The 17,781-nt window shown below is 59.6% G+C and carries 17 protein-coding genes; 11 read left to right on the forward strand and 6 right to left on the reverse strand.

Annotated features, from left to right (window positions below; genetic code table 11):
* Positions 1-2: 2 nt before the first annotated feature.
* A complete protein-coding gene (locus tag ISO4_RS08515) occupies positions 3-2,975 on the reverse strand; it encodes a Tn3 family transposase (RefSeq protein ID WP_194855906.1) in 2,973 nt (990 codons plus the stop codon).
* A gap of 266 nt (positions 2,976-3,241) precedes the next feature.
* On the reverse strand, positions 3,242-3,706 hold the full coding sequence (gene merR / locus ISO4_RS08520; RefSeq protein WP_194855907.1) for an Hg(II)-responsive transcriptional regulator: 465 nt from the start codon (positions 3,704-3,706) through the stop codon (positions 3,242-3,244).
* On the opposite strand from merR, the gene merT reads away from it, so the two are divergent.
* The 9 genes from merT to ISO4_RS08565 all read left to right on the forward strand — a co-directional run bounded on the left by merT (position 3,636) and on the right by ISO4_RS08565 (position 10,022).
* Positions 3,636-4,142 carry a mercuric ion transporter MerT gene (gene merT / locus ISO4_RS08525; RefSeq protein ID WP_448127299.1) on the forward strand — a complete coding sequence of 169 codons (507 nt, stop codon included), beginning with the start codon at positions 3,636-3,638 and terminating at the stop codon, positions 4,140-4,142. The two genes, merR and merT, sit on opposite strands and share 71 nt — an antisense overlap.
* Positions 4,143-4,179: 37 nt before the next feature.
* Complete coding sequence (gene merP, locus ISO4_RS08530; protein ID WP_194855909.1) at positions 4,180-4,455, forward strand: mercury resistance system periplasmic binding protein MerP; 276 nt, start codon at positions 4,180-4,182, stop codon at positions 4,453-4,455.
* Between the two features lie 23 nt (positions 4,456-4,478).
* Positions 4,479-4,727, forward strand: a complete 249-nt coding sequence (gene merF, locus ISO4_RS08535) for a mercury resistance system transport protein MerF (protein WP_194855910.1) — start codon at positions 4,479-4,481, stop codon at positions 4,725-4,727.
* Positions 4,724-6,127, forward strand: a complete 1,404-nt coding sequence (gene merA, locus ISO4_RS08540) for a mercury(II) reductase (protein WP_194855911.1) — start codon at positions 4,724-4,726, stop codon at positions 6,125-6,127. Before merF ends, merA begins: the two co-directional genes overlap by 4 nt.
* 20 nt (positions 6,128-6,147) lie before the next feature.
* Positions 6,148-6,762, forward strand: a complete 615-nt coding sequence (merB, locus tag ISO4_RS08545) for an organomercurial lyase MerB (RefSeq protein ID WP_228548014.1) — start codon at positions 6,148-6,150, stop codon at positions 6,760-6,762.
* A gap of 1 nt (position 6,763) precedes the next feature.
* Positions 6,764-7,177, forward strand: coding sequence for a MerR family transcriptional regulator (locus ISO4_RS08550; RefSeq protein ID WP_194855913.1), 414 nt, complete (start codon positions 6,764-6,766; stop codon positions 7,175-7,177).
* A 552-nt stretch (positions 7,178-7,729) separates the two neighbouring features.
* Positions 7,730-8,143 (forward strand): organomercurial transporter MerC, encoded by a 414-nt coding sequence (merC, locus tag ISO4_RS08555; protein WP_194855914.1) that lies wholly within the window; start codon positions 7,730-7,732, stop codon positions 8,141-8,143.
* A 157-nt stretch (positions 8,144-8,300) separates the two neighbouring features.
* Positions 8,301-9,605: a Glu/Leu/Phe/Val family dehydrogenase gene (locus ISO4_RS08560; RefSeq protein ID WP_194855915.1), complete on the forward strand. Its 1,305-nt coding sequence runs from the start codon at positions 8,301-8,303 to the stop codon at positions 9,603-9,605.
* A 51-nt stretch (positions 9,606-9,656) separates the two neighbouring features.
* Positions 9,657-10,022, forward strand: a complete 366-nt coding sequence (locus ISO4_RS08565; protein WP_194855916.1) for a group III truncated hemoglobin — start codon at positions 9,657-9,659, stop codon at positions 10,020-10,022.
* Positions 10,023-10,359: 337 nt separating this feature from the next.
* Here ISO4_RS08565 and ISO4_RS08570 read toward each other — a convergent pair whose 3' ends face one another.
* Positions 10,360-11,349, reverse strand: coding sequence for a site-specific integrase (locus ISO4_RS08570; RefSeq protein WP_194855917.1), 990 nt, complete (start codon positions 11,347-11,349; stop codon positions 10,360-10,362).
* A gap of 195 nt (positions 11,350-11,544) precedes the next feature.
* Here ISO4_RS08570 and ISO4_RS08575 point away from each other — a divergent pair, with 195 nt between their 5' ends.
* Complete coding sequence (locus ISO4_RS08575; protein ID WP_075195079.1) at positions 11,545-12,600, forward strand: DNA-binding protein; 1,056 nt, start codon at positions 11,545-11,547, stop codon at positions 12,598-12,600.
* A gap of 637 nt (positions 12,601-13,237) precedes the next feature.
* Here the strand turns inward: ISO4_RS08575 and ISO4_RS08580 are convergent.
* Both ISO4_RS08580 and bioA read right to left on the reverse strand, forming a co-directional pair.
* Positions 13,238-14,143, reverse strand: a complete 906-nt coding sequence (locus ISO4_RS08580; RefSeq protein ID WP_194855918.1) for an alpha/beta hydrolase — start codon at positions 14,141-14,143, stop codon at positions 13,238-13,240.
* A gap of 28 nt (positions 14,144-14,171) precedes the next feature.
* Positions 14,172-15,443, reverse strand: coding sequence for an adenosylmethionine--8-amino-7-oxononanoate transaminase (gene bioA, locus ISO4_RS08585; RefSeq protein WP_194855919.1), 1,272 nt, complete (start codon positions 15,441-15,443; stop codon positions 14,172-14,174).
* A gap of 150 nt (positions 15,444-15,593) precedes the next feature.
* Between bioA and ISO4_RS08590 the strand changes: the two genes are divergently transcribed.
* Entirely contained in the window at positions 15,594-16,841 is a 1,248-nt protein-coding gene (locus tag ISO4_RS08590; protein ID WP_194855920.1) for a methyl-accepting chemotaxis protein, read from the forward strand.
* Here the strand turns inward: ISO4_RS08590 and ISO4_RS08595 are convergent.
* On the reverse strand, positions 16,838-17,749 hold the full coding sequence (locus ISO4_RS08595; protein WP_194855921.1) for a hypothetical protein: 912 nt from the start codon (positions 17,747-17,749) through the stop codon (positions 16,838-16,840). The two genes, ISO4_RS08590 and ISO4_RS08595, sit on opposite strands and share 4 nt — an antisense overlap.
* Between the last annotated feature and the right edge of the window lie 32 nt (positions 17,750-17,781).

Raw genomic sequence — 17,781 nt, forward strand, 5'->3', positions numbered from 1 at the left:
ATTTAAATTATTTTTGTATTGTAGCTCATGGGTGAAACCTGCCGATCAAAATCAAGCGTATAATCGCCGAATCGATTGATATGGTCCGTGCGGTATGGGGCCAACCCTTTGAGAATATCGTGATCTATATGATGACCTTGATCCTTGAGAGCTTTAAGAGTCAACGTCATCGACTCCACATTGTGAAGAATGACCAGGTTGGCCACCAAATGGTTATATTTGATCACCTTCCGTTGCTCGTGGCGGATATTCTCGGCGATCACCCCCTCGCCGCCGAAGAATAGCCATTTCACGAACTGGTTGAATTCTTCCGTTTTGTTCGTTTCCGCATGAATGGTTCGCCGCAACTCCACGTTGCCAATGTAATCCAAAAGAAAGGTCGTCCGAACAACCCTCCCCAGTTCCCGGAAAGCAAAGTAGAGTTTGTTCTTGAGGCTTGCGGTACCCAAGCGCCGCAGTATCGTGGAGGGTGCGATCTTGCCAGCCTTGATCGATAGCGCCACCCGGAGCATGTCGGGTACATGTGTTTCAATCAGTTTCCAGTTGACGGTTTCGCTGAATAAGGCATTGATGTGCTCATACCGCTGGCGTTTATCGGGCTTGTAGAACACCAGTTGCTTCAGATTCCGGATTCGGGGCATGAGGTTGATACCCAGCAGATAAGCCAACCCGAAGACGGGCGCACTTTGCGCCTGGGTATCGCCATGCAAGGTGTCGGGCTGGATATCGGAATCGTTTTTGATCAGCCCATCAAGGATGTAAATGGCCTCATAAACGCCGCAAGGAATGAAGTGGCTGAACAGCGCGATGTATTTATCCGAGACGTGGTAGTAGCCCACCCCGCCATAGCCACCGTACCGTATGTGGTATTCCGATAGCAGGTTCTGTTCGTACAGGTTCCATTTTGTGCCATCGGCGGCGGCCCGCTGGCCCGTTCCCCAGTGTCGCGGCAGCCGGTAGCGGTTGTAGGCATTGATAACCTGTACAATCGCCTGCTCCAGGCGCTCTTCGGTGACGTGCCGCAGGTTGAGCCAGGACACCTGCCGGCGATTAAGCGTCGTGATGGATCGCGCGGTCTGAGTTGGCCCGAGATTGCAGCCATAGCAAAATAAGGTCGAAACAAAGCGGGTACGGGGGTCGTCCAGCTTGCCCTCAAATCCGGAAAGTGGCCCAAAGCGTTTGTGGAGGCCCAGCCAGTTTTCGGCTTCCACCAGGATGTCGAGAATATTCTTTTCGGGCAAATTCTGGGATAACTGTTTATCAATCTCAGCTAACCCATCCGGAGGCGCTGGGCGACGGTGCTTCCGGATCACCAGCTCTTCACCATGGAAGACGGCGTATTCATTCTCCGGGAAGCCACGGTCAATGCGGTCGGCCGTTTCGCTCAACCGGGAGTGGGCTTGTGCCACAAAAGCGGCGGGGTCGGATTCGATATCAATCATCGCGCTGTAGTCCGCTATCTGGGCATCATAGACACTCCAATCCACCAGCTGATCGCGGTAGTCACTGTATTGGTCGCTGTTCGCGACCGCGAGATCGCCGGAAATCAGTTCACGCTTCACCTGTGTCAGTACGCCCAGCTCGAAATACTTCCGGTAGACCATGCCGGGCGGTAGCTGGCTTGGCCCCGCCCCCAATACCAAACGGCGCCAACGCTCCGGTAGCCAGGACACGTCGACGGGTTGAGTGCTGAGCACAAGGCATTCCTTACGGCTGTGCCGGTGCTTTTTCAGAGTCGCAATCGCCTCAATCAAGGATTGATCGTGGCTGGTTGCCGCCAGATCCAGTAGTTCAAGGCAATTGAATAACAGGGGGCGTAACGGGCGGTAGGGTTGCAGCATGAACGGGATGAAGTTATTGCCAGCATAGGCCATGTGTTCCTCACACTCGGCCAGTAATTCATCAGGATCACTCTGGATGGCAGCCGCCACTCGGGCACCTCGCTCAGAATCCGTTGGCGCTTCCTGGACGGCGGTCAGTACGTCACGCAGTTGAGCCACCAGCTTGTCCATGCGCTTCATATGATCCAGGTGATATTGGTTCAGGTTGGCTTCTGCCTTGGTCTTGATGTTGCGCATCTTGCGGACAAAGATGTCGACCGCATCGTCCATCGCGCGACGCAATTGGGCATGGACCAGCAGAACCATCAAGGCATAGCGTTTGGTGCTTTGCATGGCCTTGATGTTGGCCGCGCCCAGCGCTCGTGCTTCCAGTATGAAGTGGTGATACTTGCCGGCAGGAATGTGATCAACAGCGGGCAATCGTTGACACCAGCCCTGAAGCCATTCCAGATGCTGAAGATACTTCTTCACTTCTGTATTGGTCGGTTTTTTGGGTTCTTGTTTCAACATATGCCAACTGGTGTGAGGGGAATCGTCCGGCACGTGCAGCAACTGGTCAAATTCGTTTTTTTGATGCGCTGTCAAACCCGCATTGAGCGTCCGGAAGTAACTGGTATTAACAGTGCTGCGAGCCTGACGCGCGGACCTTTGCAGCGTTGAAAAACCCGGTAGCTCAAAACGTTGGCGCACCAGCTCTTCGATCACCACATTGATGATGTCCGCCAGGTCCTGCTTGGTGGTGGCCGCTTCACGCGCCAGTTCCCGTACAATTGCCTTGCCTTCAACGGTGAACGCCTTGATGTTCACCTGTTGACGAACCGTGTCCAACATCCGCTGACGGGCGCCGCCATTGCGGTCGTAGACCCTGAGCTGGCTCGCTGCGAGATGTGAAAGGTCGTCGCACGCCAGAATGTGCGTTGTAATGGATTGGGGAACGGCTATGAGGTGGACAAAGTAGCCCAGGCGCTGCACTGTTTTCAGGAGAATGAGCAGGGCGCCACGAGCAGCCGGAGTTCGACCGTGCTTTCGGGCAAAGGATCGTTCCTGGGCAGAGGGTGTATAAATTTCTGCCAGTTCTTGATCCGAGACCTCCGCCTTCAATCGCGGATAGGCGGTTTCATGGAGACTACTCATACGCAGTCCTTTGCTATGGGGTTCCAGTGAGAGGCGTTAACTCACAGTACGTTCGCTCTTGAAGGAGGCATTGCTTATAGTAGGCAGCAATTCGTCAAGACCAAAGGAACCGCCCCTTATTTCGTGAACGCCACGGTCCCGATCGTCGCTCGCTACGTGCTAATAGCGCCTCTGTTTGGGGCTGTTACCCAAAAACTTCCCCGCCGTACTCTGCTGGTCACACTGGACATTCTGAGGGCCTGCGTGGTTGCTATTCCGCCCTTTTGTCACTGAGGTTTGGCAGGGGTCCCACTCTGGCTAGGGTAGGTACTAACTTTTCGCCCAACTCCTTCATGTAATGACGCAATTAAGGGGCACGAGATATTGCCCTCGTAGGCGCAGCACCGATCAACCATGTCGCTCAGCAAAGCCTCAATTTGCTGTAGCTTTTCGAGCTTCCCACGTACGTCGTGCAACTTACGCTCCGCGAGAGTGCTGGCTTCCAGGCAGTGAGTACCATCATCCAATTGAAGCAAGTCGTGTATCTCATCGAGACTAAAGCCTAACTGCTGCGAGGTTTTCACAAAGCTCAACCTGCCAATATCGCTGGCACCGTAGCGCCGAATACCCCCGAGAGGACGCTGGGGCTCAGGTATTAACCCACGTCGCTGGTAGTAGCGGATGGTCTCAACTGAGACGTTCGTCGCCTTAGCCAACCCCCCGATGGTCAATGAGTTCATTTCATCCGACATTCACCTTGACTCCGTAGTTGACTACGGCTTTAAGCTTAACTTATCGATCAAGGCCATAAAAGGTGCAATCGCAATGTCAGAGTTGAATTCAGAGTCAAAATCCGGTCGCGGGTCGTTAATCGCAGGCGGGGTTGCAGCGCTGCTCGCGTCGGCCTGCTGTCTGGGCCCCCTGGTCCTGATCGCCCTGGGTGTTTCCGGTGCCTGGATCGGCAACCTGGCCGCCCTGGAACCCTACCGTCCGTGGTTCATTGGTGCTGCGCTGGTGGCCATGGTTTTTGCCTGGCGTCGTATATACCGGCCCGCGCAGGACTGCGAACCGGGCGAGGTCTGCGCGGTACCGCAAGTGCGCACTGCTTATAAAGTCGTGTTCTGGATCGTTGCGCTGCTGATACTGACCGCGCTGGCGTTCCCTTTCGTCTTGCCGCTGTTTTACTGAAACCTGATCCACCATGTTGACTGAGAGGCACTACACCATGAAAAAGTCCCTGATCACTGCCGTACTGTTCACGCTGTTCAGCCTGCCTGCCTTGGCGGCGCAACAAACGGTGACCTTGTCCGTTCCAGGCATGACCTGTTCGGCCTGCCCGATTACGGTTAAAGCCGCCTTAAAGCGGGTCGACGGCGTGAGCGCCGTGGATGTCCGATATGAGGAACGTGATGCGACGGTTACCTTTGACGATGAGAAAACCTCCGTTGAGGCGCTGACTCAGGCCACCACCAACGCGGGTTATCCGTCCACCCTGAAATAAACCGGGACGACGCAGGAGTAACCATGAAAGAGCCCAAGACCCTGTTGCGAGCGAGTGCTATTGGCACGGTCGTGGTCGCGCTGTGCTGCTTCACGCCGGTTCTGGTGGTTTTACTCGGATACGTCGGTCTGGCCGCTCTGACCGGCTACCTGGATTACGTGCTGTTGCCCGCGCTCGCAATTTTTATCGGCCTGACCTGCTACGCCCTATGGCGCAAGAAGAAATACGACGCCTGCTGCAATAGCCCATCTACCAAGGAGTCACATGAATGAGTAACGACAACCTGCATATTGCTGTGATTGGCAGTGGCGGCAGTGCCATGGCCGCCGCTTTGAAGTCCGCGGAACGTGGAGCCCGGGTAACGCTGATCGAGCGTGGCACCATCGGTGGCACCTGCGTCAATGTCGGCTGCGTGCCCTCGAAGATCATGATCCGCGCCGCTCACGTGGCCCATCTGCGCCGCACCAGTCCGTTCGACGAGGGCATGGCGCCTACCGAGCCGACTATTGACCGGCCCCGGTTGCTGGCCCAGCAACAGGCCCGGGTCGATGAACTTCGCCACGCCAAGTATGAGGGCATTCTCGACGACAATCCGGCAATCACTGTCTTGCGGGGTGAGGCCCGTTTTATCGATGCCAATACATTGCAGGTCACGGGAGCCGACGGCACGGAACGCGAAGTACGCTTTGACAGAGCGTTCATCGGTACCGGCGCGCGGCCAACCATTCCCCCGGTTGCGGGCCTGTCCGATACGCCGTACTGGACGTCCACCACGGCACTGGCCAGCGACACCATTCCAGACCGGCTGGTTGTCATCGGGGCGTCCGTCGTGGCAGTGGAGCTGGCCCAGGCGTTTGCCCGGCTGGGCAGCGAAGTGACCATCCTGGCGCGCAGCCGGCTGTTTTCCCGGGAGGATCCGGCCGTGGGCGAAGCCATTGAAACCGCGTTCCGGTCCGAGGGCATCAAGGTTCTGAATGAGACCCAGGCGAGCCATGTCCGCTATGCCAATGAGGAGTTCGTGCTCGACACGAACGCAGGGGAGCTAAGAGCCGATCGGCTGCTGGTGGCCGTGGGACGCAGGCCGAACACAGACAGACTGAATCTGGAGGCCATTGGCGTCGAGACTGCCCGCGGGGCAATTTTAGTCGATGACTGTCTGCGTACCACCGTGCCCGACATCTATGCTGCTGGCGACTGCACCGACCAGCCGCAGTTCGTTTATGTCGCCGCCGCGGGCGGCAGTCGGGCAGCGGTCAATATGACCGGTGGTGATGCGCGGCTGGATCTCAGTGCCATGCCTGAGGTGGTCTTTACCGATCCGCAGATTGCGACTGTCGGTCTATCCGAAGCCGACGCCAAGGCAAGAGGCTACCTCACCGACAGCCGTACCCTGACCCTCGACAATGTGCCGCGCGCCCTGGTCAACTTTGATACCGGAGGCTTCATTAAAATGGTCGCGGAACGTGAAAGCGGACGGTTGCTGGGTGTGCAATCCGTGGCAGGCGAGGCCGGCGAACTGATCCAGACCGCGGTGATGGCGCTGCGTGCGCGCATGACCGTCAACGAGATTGCCGATGAGCTGTTCCCGTACCTGACGATGGTAGAAGGTTTGAAGCTGTGCGCTCAAACCTTTACCAAGGATGTCAAACAACTATCCTGCTGCGCGGGATAAGGCAAGGCCCCGTGAATGATATGCGTGAAATCGTGAATCGGCTGGGCCTGACCGGAGAAGCGGAGGCCACGCTTCATGTGGCGCTATTGCGTGAGCTGGTTCAGGGTCGTCCGGTCACTCTTGAGCGGCTTGCAGCGTCGCTCAACTGGACGACGGACCAGGTGGTGCAGATGCTGGAACAGCTGCCTTGCGGAACCGTCGAGTATGACGGTCAGGGACGGCTGGTCGGCTTCGGCATTACCCTGCGTGAAACGCCGCATGCGTTTGTGGTAAACGATCAGCCGCTCTACACCTGGTGTGCACTCGACGCTTTGATGTTTCCGGCTGTCATTGGCGAACCCGCACAGGTCCGGTCGCACTGTCCCCGCACCCACAAGCCGGTCACCTTGACGGTCACGCCACGGGAGGTGCTTTCGCTTCAGCCAGAGGACACGGTCCTCTCGCTGGTGTCCGTGGCCACGGAGGGCGACATTCGCAGTGCCTTCTGTTGCGATGTCCACTTTTTTGCTTCTCGATCTGCCGGGGAGGCGTGGTCCCGGGACAAACCGCACGCGAGCATTGTGACTGTTCAGGAAGGTTTCGAACTGGGCCAGGCCATTGCCCGGCAATTGCTCGACAAAGCGGGGAGTGACTGACATGACAGTGAATACCCTAATAGCAGAACCTGACGTTGAACGCGGACCGGAAACACAAAGCCAGGGCTATGTCATTTCCGAGGCGGCCCGTCGCTGTGGTCTGTCGGTGCCTCAGATTCGCACGTACCTGGATATGCGACTGGTGCGGGCCTGCGGAAAAACCTCGGGAGGCTTTCGCTTGTTCGATGACCGGTGTCTGGAACGGCTGAAGGTCATCGGGGCTTGTCGTGAGGCAGGCCTGGGGCTTCCGGAAATCACCGAGTTCGTTCATGCGCTCGACAACGGGGATGAGCAGCAGTGCCGCACAGCCAAGCGGCAAATACAGGATACGATTGCCGTTAAGAGGGCGGCGCTGAATCGCTGTACCCAAGTGCTGACAAAGGCAGAGAACAGAAGAAGCAGTCTCGCCAGTTAACGCATTGTTTTTAATTGGTGCGTAGCTCAGCACATTTGATGAACTGAAGACACAGCGCATAAGTTAAACGTCACGCACTGTATCTGTTCGTGTCAGTCTTCGATTACCTCTTGACTCTTTTTGCCCAACACCTTCATGCAATGACTGAATTAGAGGACAAGAGATGCGGATGGTTTCGACTGGGACGTTAGCCGCCTTGGCCAGGCTCCCGATGGTAAATGAATTCGCTTCCTCCGACATTTGCCTTGACTCCGTAGTTGACTACGGCTTTGAGGTTGGCTTATCGAACAAGTTCATAAAAGGTGCTGTTGCAATATAAGCTGTTTCCGTACCTGACGGTGGTTGAGGATCTGAAGCTGTGTGCTCAAACCTTTACCAAGGATGTCAAAAAACTATCCTGCTGCGCGGGATAGGCAAGGCAGCCGGGAATGACTTGCGTGACAGCATGAAGCGGCTGAATCTGAACGGATAACTGAATGCTACAGCCGTTTTTCCGGTTTTCGAAACGAGCACCATTTATAAAGTCAGAATTGAAAGCAGAGGAGTAGAAACATGGATTTGATCTCGCGAATTGCCGATAAAGCAGGTTCCATCGGGAGCGTTGTGTCCGGAATGGGTTGCGCCGTCTGTTTTCCCGCATTGGCTGGCATCGGAGCGACGTTGGGCCTCGGTTTCCTGGCGTCATGGGAGCGGGTTTTCATAACGACTCTGATCCCGATTTTTGCGTTCATCGCTCTGGTTGCCAATGTCATGACGTGGCGCATCCACCGGCAGCGTGGCCGCGGGATTCTGGGGGTGCTGGGGCCGCTTCTGGTGTTTGCCGGTGTCCTCCCTTTCCAGCTTAAGTTAGGCCAATACGCGTCCTATGCGCAATTTGTTTTTTACTCCGGCCTTGTGTTGATGGTTGTCTCTTCTGTCTGGAACATGATGCGCCCGGTAAAGCGTCAATGCGATGTACCTTACTAAGGAAGCGCTGTTCCGGTGTACTCTAGTGCTGACGAAGGCCGAACCTGGAGCCGGGGTAAGTGATTCAGACCGGCCATAAGTCAACGCCGACACCGGGCGGTGAGAAAAGACACGGCTGTCTACACCTTACTTTCCCTATAGAGATATTGAGGTAACCATGAGCAGCAATACCCATCACTTACTCGAAGATGCCCAATCCCGAATGGCTGACATTTACGAGTGGCTGGAGGTGGCTGACGATAGTCGCCACCGCCTGGGGCAACCTAAACGCATCCATCAGGCCAGTTTATCGGTGCGCATGGATGATGGCTCGCTGCGTGTCTTTCCCGCCTGGCGCGTGCAGTACGACGATACCCGTGGACCGACCAAGGGTGGCATTCGCTTCCACCCCGATGTCACCGAGGATGAGGTCGCGACACTGAGTTTCTGGATGACGTTGAAGTGTGCTGCGGTCGATCTGCCGTTTGGTGGTGCCAAAGGGGGTATCTGTGTCGATCCGAAGACCCTCTCCCGTATGGAGCTGGAGCGATTGTCCCGTAGCTATATCCGTGCTTTTCACGATGTAATCGGTCCCGAACGCGATATTCCGGCCCCCGACGTCAACACTAACGCCATTATCATGGGCTGGATGGTGGACGAATACGCCCAGATCGAACGTCGGCACGTGCCCGGCGTCATTACTGGTAAGCCCCTGGGACTTGGGGGCTCCATCGGCCGTGAGCAAGCCACTGGTGCCGGTGCGTTGCAGGTGTTGGACATGTGGGTAAAACGGCAGCACCAGGAACCGGGAGATCTGAGAGTGGCTATCCAGGGGTTCGGTAACGCTGGCCAGCATTTTGCGCGCCTGGCGCACGATGCCGGTTACAACATTGTCGCGCTGTCCGACTCCCAGGGTGCCATCTACAGTGAAGAGGGGTTGGATCCTGCGCCCATCCTGCGTCACAAAAACCGTACCCGCGAACTCAAGGGCATGGTCTATTGCGACGATTCCGTGTGTGACGCCGCGCAGACGCAGCCTCTTAGTGGCGATGACTTGCTGGAGCTGGACGTCGATGTTCTGGTGTTGGCCGCGCTGGAAAACCAGATAACGGACGCCAACGCGGACCGGGTCCGGGCCGGGGCGATCGTGGAGATCGCGAATGGCCCCGTCAGCACCGGCGGTGACCGCGTTCTGCAGGATCGTAATATCCCAGTGATCCCTGACATCATCGCTAATGCCGGCGGCGTGATAGTCAGCCATCTGGAGTGGGTTCAGAACCGGATGGGCGATTACTGGTCAGGCGAAGCCGTGGAAAAGCAACTCAGGCGGCGTCTTGAGCGTGAAGCGAATGCCTGTTTCAACCTGGCGGAGGAGAAAGCCATACCCTTGCGCACAGCCGCCTATATCCAGGGTGTCGGGCGGATTGTGGATGCCATGGCGCAACAGGGCACCCAGGGCTATTTCAATGGTCATCACGGGTAAAGTGCACAACAACCGTGGCGATCATCTCTTGATTGCTGGAGTGCCCACCGCATGCGTGAACTGAACTCGCCCGATGCCATAACCGAACTCGTCGATGCCTTCTATGGAAAAGTCTTGGCTGACGACGTACTGGCGCCGGTGTTCCAGGGCATCGATCTGCCCCGCCACAAACCAAAGATTTACGCCTACTGGCGGAAGATGTTGCTCGGCGAGCATGACGCGTACCGACGTAATATGATCGCCCGGCACCAGGCGCTCCATAGCCGGCACTCCTTGCAGCATCAGCACTTTCAAAGATGGTTGGCGCTGTTTCTCGACACCGTGGACGAGCGCTTCAGCGGAACCATCGCCGATCGGGCCAGACGCCTCGCGCCTATGATCACCACCAACCTGCAAAAAACCCTGCTGAGAACCTGACTATTAGTATTTTTGGGTATCCGGTTGTTGAGTGTCTGGAGTATCTGGTTGATTTCGAGGGTTGGCAGACAAACGTGGAAAATCCGCCACATGCCATCCAACCCTAATTCTCACAAAGCGTGGGCCGAAGTCGATGTTTGCGAGCTCATTGGCATCAGAGGTGAGCCGGTTCGCAGCTAATCTGGGCCCAACCGGGTGCCCGTTCTCACCCAATGTGGTCCCACTGCTCGGGGTAATTGCGGGCCCGACAGATTAGCTTTGTGAGCCACTACAGATACCTGTCCATCGTGCTCTGAGTGCTTCCGGGCAGCGTAGCCAGCCGCGACCACGCTAACCATTAGTCGGTGTCCCGGATCAACCTGGCGACTTTGGTCAGTAGAGTGCTTGCGGCGTTGTCCGTAAATTGCTGCCCTTCCTCGATGTAGCCCCGCACCGTTCCGTCATGCTTCCAGCCGCCCTGGCGCTTGATCTGCGCAAAGTCGACCTTCTCCCGCGCGGCGGCGGTGGATAGACCGCGCCGGAAGCTGTGACTGCTCAGGGTCGGCACGAAGTCCAGGCCGCAGGTTCCCCCGAGCGCCTTCAGGATACGGTTCACCGACCCGCCTGAGAGGGCGTGGGGTTGCAACCGATCCCAGCGGTTGACGGCTCGAAAGACGGGGCCTTCATGAATATCGGCATGCTGTAGCCAGTTTTCGAGGGCACTGACCGGGCAGACCGGTCCGTTGCCCCGAGGCAGGGCCCGCTTCAGGCCTTCACCGTGAGGGTCTGTTTTGGAGCGTGGCAGAGTCACCACCAGTCCTTCCGGCTCCCACGACAAGTGCTTCACCTCAATCGTCACCAATTCACTGCGGCGAAACGCCCCAAAAAAACCGACCTGCAGCAGGGCCCAGTCGCGATGCTTCTTGAGCGAGTCAGGCTGCTGCTGGAGCGTTTGCAGGAAGGCCGCAATGTGTTCGAGGCGCAGCGCCCGGGCTTGCCGTTTCGGCCGGCCATGGGCGCGACGAATCCCTTCCAATGTTTTGCGCACGCCAGGGTCCCTAGCGGGATCACGCAATCCCTGAGTCTGGTGCCAGCGCCCCAGGGCTGTCAGGTAGACATCCAGCGTGCGAGGATTAAGCGCGGCGGCCTGATCGGACAGGTAGGCCGCCAGGGTCGCCGGCTGTGTCGGGAGGCGTCCGCCCCAGCGCTCAAAGCTGCGAATGGCCGCACGGTAGGTCCGGCGCGTGTTGTCGGTGGTGGCCATGTGGATGTACCGATTAGCCGAATCGGCCAACACGGTCTTGTCCGCATTACGTAATGGGGACCTGGCGGTGGGTTTTGGATCCATGACCGCTCCAATTCGAGGCGTGCTTTCAAGAGCCGCTGATGTACCGGCGTTACAGGGGCAGGATAGAACAGACCACACACTAACGCACGTTAATGCTCTTTAACGTGCGTTATGTTTCTTAAATTAACTTTGTTAATTATCTCATAAATAACGTAATATTACATATCACGTTATATGAAAAAAATGAGGCATGTCATGGCCCGCGCCGGAATTACCTACCAGGATGTCGCCAACGCTGCGCAACGCGTCCGCCAACGCGGTGACGAGCCTACTGTCGACCGGGTGCGATCGGAACTCGGTACCGGCAGTCGCAGCACGCTTGGGCCAATGCTGAAACGTTGGAAAACAGGCAGCGAAGCCGCAGCGCATCTGAACGGACTCCCGGCTGACTTGGTGGCCGCCGTGAAAGCCCTGCATGAGCGAGCTCAATACGCGGCCGATGAACGTATTACGCAGGAGCGCGAAGCGCACCAGACGCTGGAACAGCAATGGCGCACCGAGCTGGAAGAGGTGCGGCAGCGGTGCGAGTCACTGGAAGAGCAACGCTGCGGACTGGAGAAGGCCAATGAAGCGCTTCGCAACGAAAGCGATGCCCAGGCCCACGCTCTGCAACAGGAACAGCACCGGGCGGCCTCACTCACGTCCAAACTGGAGGCAAGTCAGGAGAAACTCAGTGAGACCACTGCAACCGTCCAAGAGATGAAGCAGGAAAACCGCGATATCCGCAGCCATTTCGAGCACTACCAGCAGGAGATTGCCGAGGATCGCCGTCATGAACGGGATCAGTTTCACAGGACCCAGTCAGGACTGGAGGGTCAGGTGGATCAGCTGACGCAGCAGCTCCGTTCCAGCGAACAGGATCGCGACACGCTGAGACAACATCGCGACCAAATAAACCAGCGCTATAAGGCCAGTCAGGATCACGCTGAAAACTTGAAAGAAAAGTTGCACGCGAGCCAGGCCGTCATAACACAATGGGCAACGCGAACAGAAACGCTGGAAGCGACAGTCGACCGCCTCCAGCTGGAGCGAGATAGCGACGCCGAACACCGGGAGAAGCTTGGTGCGGCCCTAACGGATTCTGAAAAACATCTCGCGGCCTGCCAGCAGCGGATCTCCGACCTCAGAGAGCGCGTGGCAGCGGCTGACGACCGAAACCAGTTCCTCAACGATCAGAACCGCGAATTACTCCAGGAGAAAGCTGTCCTCCAGGGTCAATTGAAACAACTTCAAACAAGCCTGGCTAAATAGCCGGTGATTGACGGCCCGATCAGCCCTGAGAGTTGCAAGCAATGCCACTCGCGCAAGGAGAAGTTAGATGTCTACCGTGATCTTTGGCAGGCTGCGATAGTTTAGGGTTTGTAAAACAGATGGTTAACGGGCTTTTTGGAGGATTTCGTCAGAATCGTTGCCGTTCCTGCATAAACGACAATGATTCCCTTTATCGGCGGCGCCGGGATTAACGCAGCTCGCCCGAAACGGGTCAAGCGGACAGCCCAAGCCTAATGGTTTCCCATGAAAGACCCGCGAAGGCCGGCGAATGTCACCCGCTAATAAAATAGAAACGACCTCAGGTATGCTTTCCAAGCCAATGATTTATATGGAGTCGCCGCCTAATGGTGCGACCTTAAGTTTCGTCATATGAAGTCCGAACCTGTCGAGCGGAACGCTCGCAGTGCAGACCCGGCACCGGCCTGGGGGCGGCCCCGGGGACAAGCCGGAACCGCCGAAAGGACGGGGATTCTGAGAGCGCTTCGTCCCACCGGCCCAGATTCATGACTACGTGTAATGTATATTATGTTAAATAGAAGATAACGAATCGAACAGGTATGAATCCAAGCCCCAGGGCCTTCCCTTTGCATCCGGGGCTTCCATTCGTCGGGCTCGCTCAGGCTCCCGGTGTTCCCCTTGGCGGGCAATGCGCTTTCAGAAACTCGATCTGGTCCGCCACCACTTGCTCGAACGCCTCGCCCACATAGATCTCGAAATGCCCCGCCTGATACCGCCTGATCTCATGGCGCGGCACGCGGCTCGCGTGGCGGAGCGTCTGTTTGGCCGGCGCCACGGTGTCGTTGTCACACACGCAGAAGAACACCGGCGCCCTTATGCCGGCGGCCTTGCGGCCCGGATAATAGCGGATAATGTCCAGGGCGAAGCGCGCGGCGGCTTCATTGCGAATCCGGGCGCCCTCGGGAACCAGGTTCATGTACCCGTCCCAGACGTCCGGTGCCGTCATCAGCGCGGTGTCGCCGGGGCGCCCGGCCACGGCGACCATCACCGGGGCGGCGCCCACCAAGGCGCTAAGGCGATCGCGCAGTGCCTTGGCCGTCAGTTTCGCGGAGACCAGCGGTTCCGTGGCCAGGGTCGACGCCAGCCCGTCGGTGAACGGACATTGGGAGATCACCGCCGCGATGCGCGGATCGTCGGCGGCGGTGGCCAGCACATGGCCACCGGAAAAGGACGTGCCCCACAGGATCACCCGATCCGGGTCCACCTGCGCGAGGCCACGGGCGTGCTCGATGGCCGCCTTCCAGTCCTGAAGCTGCTTTTTGATGTCCAGCAATTGGCGGGGTTCGCCGTCGCTGTCGCCGAAATGACGATAGTCGAACAGCAGGCAGGCGTAGCCCTCGGCCACGAACCGCTCGGCGAAGGCCGGCAGCCGCATGTTGCGGGTGCCGCCCAGGCCGTGGGCCATGACCATGATCGGTGCGCGGCCGGCAGTATCGGGCAGGTAGAGGTCGCCTCGACAGGTTACACCCGCGGATCGGAATTGGATCGCTGTTACGGACGTCATCGCCCTGCCCCCCTTAAAGTCTCAACGCCTAAAGTTCGGCCACCGCCGCCATGGCACGGGTCAGCTGGCTCAGGTCGTCCGGCTCCATGCCGTACGGCGGCATGATGTAGACCAGCTTGCCGAACGGCCGGATCCACACGCCCTGCTCCACCAGCAGTTTCTGGGTGGCGGCCACGTCGCAGGGTTCTTCCAGCTCCAGCACGCCGATGGCGCCCAGGGCACGCACGTCGGCGACGCCGGAGGCGCCGCGCAGCGGTTCCAGCTCGCGGCGCAGCTGCGACTGGATCGCCGTCACGCGGCCGCGCCAGTCGTTCTCCAGCAGTTCATCGATGCTGGCGTTGGCCACCGCGCAGGCCAGCGGATTGCCCATGAAGGTGGGCCCGTGCATCAGCACGCCGGCCTCGCCGTCGCAGATGCCGGCGGCCACGCGGTCGTTGCACAGGGTCGCCGCCAGGGTCATGTAGCCGCCGGTGAGCGCCTTGCCCAGGCAGAGAATGTCCGGGCAGACACCGGCGTGGTCCATGGCGAACAGTTCGCCGGAGCGGCCGAAGCCGGTGGCGATTTCGTCGAAAATCAGCAGTACGCCGTGCTCGTCGCACAGACGGCGTGCGCCGCGCAGGTATTCCGGGTGGTAAAAGCGCATGCCACCGGCGCCCTGCACGATCGGTTCCAGAATCACCGCCGCCACTTCGTGGCCGTGCTGTTCCAGCAGGCCGCGCAGGGAATCCAGATCCCGCTCGTCCCAGTCGTCGTGGTAGCCCACCGCCGGCGCGTCGGCGAACAGGTGCTTGGGCAGCACCTTGCTGAACAGATGGTGCATGCCGTTGACCGGGTCGCAGGTGGCCATGGCCCCGAAGGTGTCACCGTGGTAGCCGTTGCGCAGCGCGATCAGACGGTGCTTCTCGGGCTGCCCCTGGCTGAGCCAGTACTGCAGCGCCATCTTGATCGCCACCTCCACGGACACCGAGCCGCTGTCGGCCAGGAACACCTTGTTGAGCGGTTCCGGCGTCATCCGCACCAGGCGCTTGCCCAGCTCCACCGCCGGCTCGTGGGTGATGCCACCGAACATCACGTGGGCCATTTTGTCGATCTGGTCCTTGGCCGCCTGGTTCAGACGCGGATGGTTGTAGCCGTGGATCGCCGCCCACCAGGACGACATGCCGTCGATCAGCGTGCGGCCGTCTTCCAGCTCCAGGCGGACTCCGTCGGCGCGCGCCACCGGGTAGGTGGGCAGCGGCTTGGAGGTGGAGGTATAGGGGTGCCAGAGGTGGTCACGGTCGAAATCGAGATCAATGGACATAGTGTGCTCGGGGCCGGTTAGGTGGACGAACCATGCCAATTCCCGGGCCGGGACTCAAGCCCGGGTCACGTCGCTCTTTTAAGGCTAAAGATTTTCCCCGCCGGGCCGACAACCCCCAAACCTTGTCACAGCCATTCCTGGTATCCCCTCATGCTTAGTCAATTCAAGATCGGCGCCCGTCTCGGCGGCGCCTTCGCTGTTATTTTGCTGCTTCTGCTGGCCGCCTCGGGCACCGGCCTGTTCTCGGTCACCCGGATCGCGGACACCACCCGCGAGGCGCTGGAGACCGACGGCGCCCTGGCGTCCAATGCCGGCGTGGTGCGGCGTCTGGCACTGGAGCTGCGCCGTTATGAAAAGGACGTCTTTATCAATCTGGCGGATTTCCAGGCCCTGAACGGCTATTTCGGCAAATGGAGCGACACCGTCACCCAGCTGAAAAGCGTGCTTGATGAAGGCGAGGCACTGGCGGTGGTGATCACCCGCAGCATCACCCTGCCCCTCGCCGACGCTCTGGGCGTGGCCCGCCGCATTGCTCAAGGGGACCTGCGCGAGCGCATCGTCGCCCGCGGGCGCGACGAGCCGGCGCAATTGCTGGCCGCCATGGCGGAAATGAGCGATTCCCTGGTCAAGCTGGTGTCCGCGTTGCGCGGCGCCAGTGAGACCGTCTATATCGGCGCCAACGAGATCGCCCTGGGCGCCCAGGACCTCTCCTCCCGCACCGAGGAGCAGGCCGCCGCGCTGCAGGAGACCGCCGCCAGCATGGAGGAGATCAGCGCCACCTCGGAGCACAACGAAAAGAACACCCGCGAGGCCGACCGGCTCGCCGACGCGGCGTCGCGCAGTGCCCAGCACGGCGGTGAGGAGATGCGCGCCAACATCGACCTTATGGAAAAGGTGGTGGCCAGTTCCAAGAAGATGAACGGCATTATCGCCACCATCGACGATATCGCCTTCCAGACCAATATCCTGGCGCTGAACGCCTCCGTGGAAGCGGCCCGGGCCGGCGAAAAAGGCCGCGGTTTCGCGGTGGTGGCCAGCGAGGTGCGGCTGCTGGCCAGCCGCGCCGGGGATTCCGCCGGCGAGATCCGTGCCCTGCTGGAAAGCACCGGCGCGCAGATCGCCACCTGCGCGGATCAGACCCAGCGCAGTGGTGAAACGCTCAACGGCACCGTGGAGTCGATCAAAAAGCTGGCCGAACTGATGCGCGGCGTGGCGTCCGCCACCACCGAGCAGATCGGCGGCATTCAGCAGATCAGCACCGCCGTGACGCAGATGGACGCGGTCACCCAGCAGAGCGCGGCGCTGGTGCAGCAATCCAGCAGCGCGGCCGGCTCACTGGAGGATCAGGCCAGCCATCTGAAGTCGCTGGTGACTTCATTCCGTATTCCCGAGGCCTAGAACGGGAACGGCGCGGCCAGCCGCGCCAGCACGCCGTAGGCGTCGCCGGGGTTCTTGGTGCCCGAGATATCCAGATCGAAGACATGGAACAGCGGGAACACCAGCCCCAGGGTGGCCACCGAATCCAGATTGGCGACCAGGTCGTGGCGGTAGCCCAGCCGTAACCGGGTGCGGTCGGCGGCGCCCCACTGCAGGCGGGCGCCGGCGTAACGGGCGTCCAGGTCGCGCTCCAGGGCCTCGAAGCGGTCCAGGTTGAGGTTCAGGCGGGTCGGCAGGCCGGCGTACTGAAAGCCGGTGGCCAGTTCCGCGTGGGCCTTCATGGTATAGGGGCTGGCCACCATGCCCGGCCGCCGGTCCGGGAACAGGTTCTCCACCCGAAGGGCCAGGTCCAGCTCGCCGAACGACCGGCTCAGCCGGGTATCCACGTTAAAGCCCTGCTGCTCGCTCACCGTCACCGGGCTGTCGAAGGCCGAGCCGAACGTCTCCTGGTGGCTGAGCTCGTAGCTGTAAAGGTCGATGCGGTGGGCCTTGAACGCGGTCTCCAGACGGTAGGCGCCGCCGGGCGCCCCGAACAGACGCTCCACGGTAAGGCCGGCTTCGTTGGTGATGGTGCCGCTGCCCACCATGCCCTCGGTGTCCGGAAACAGGGCGTTGAAGCGGCTGTGGCTGCGCGCCACCAGCGCCGAGGACACGCACTGCGTGGGCAGCTGGATACGCGCGCCGGAGCCCGCCTCCAGAAACATTTCGTCCTGCTCCACCTGCTGGCGGATCACGCCGTCGTCGTCCAGCCGGGGGCCGGCTTCCACGCTGGTGAGCCCCTGGAACAGGCCCGCGGCGGCGGCCGGCTGGACCAGCACGGCCAGCATCAGGGTCCGGATCAGATATTGGCGGATATTGGAGGCGGTCATCGCGGTACTTCAGGGCCGATGCATGGCGGGGC

It is taken from the genome of Alloalcanivorax venustensis ISO4, assembly GCF_015356855.1.
Classification (GTDB): Bacteria; Pseudomonadota; Gammaproteobacteria; order Pseudomonadales; family Alcanivoracaceae; genus Alloalcanivorax; species Alloalcanivorax venustensis.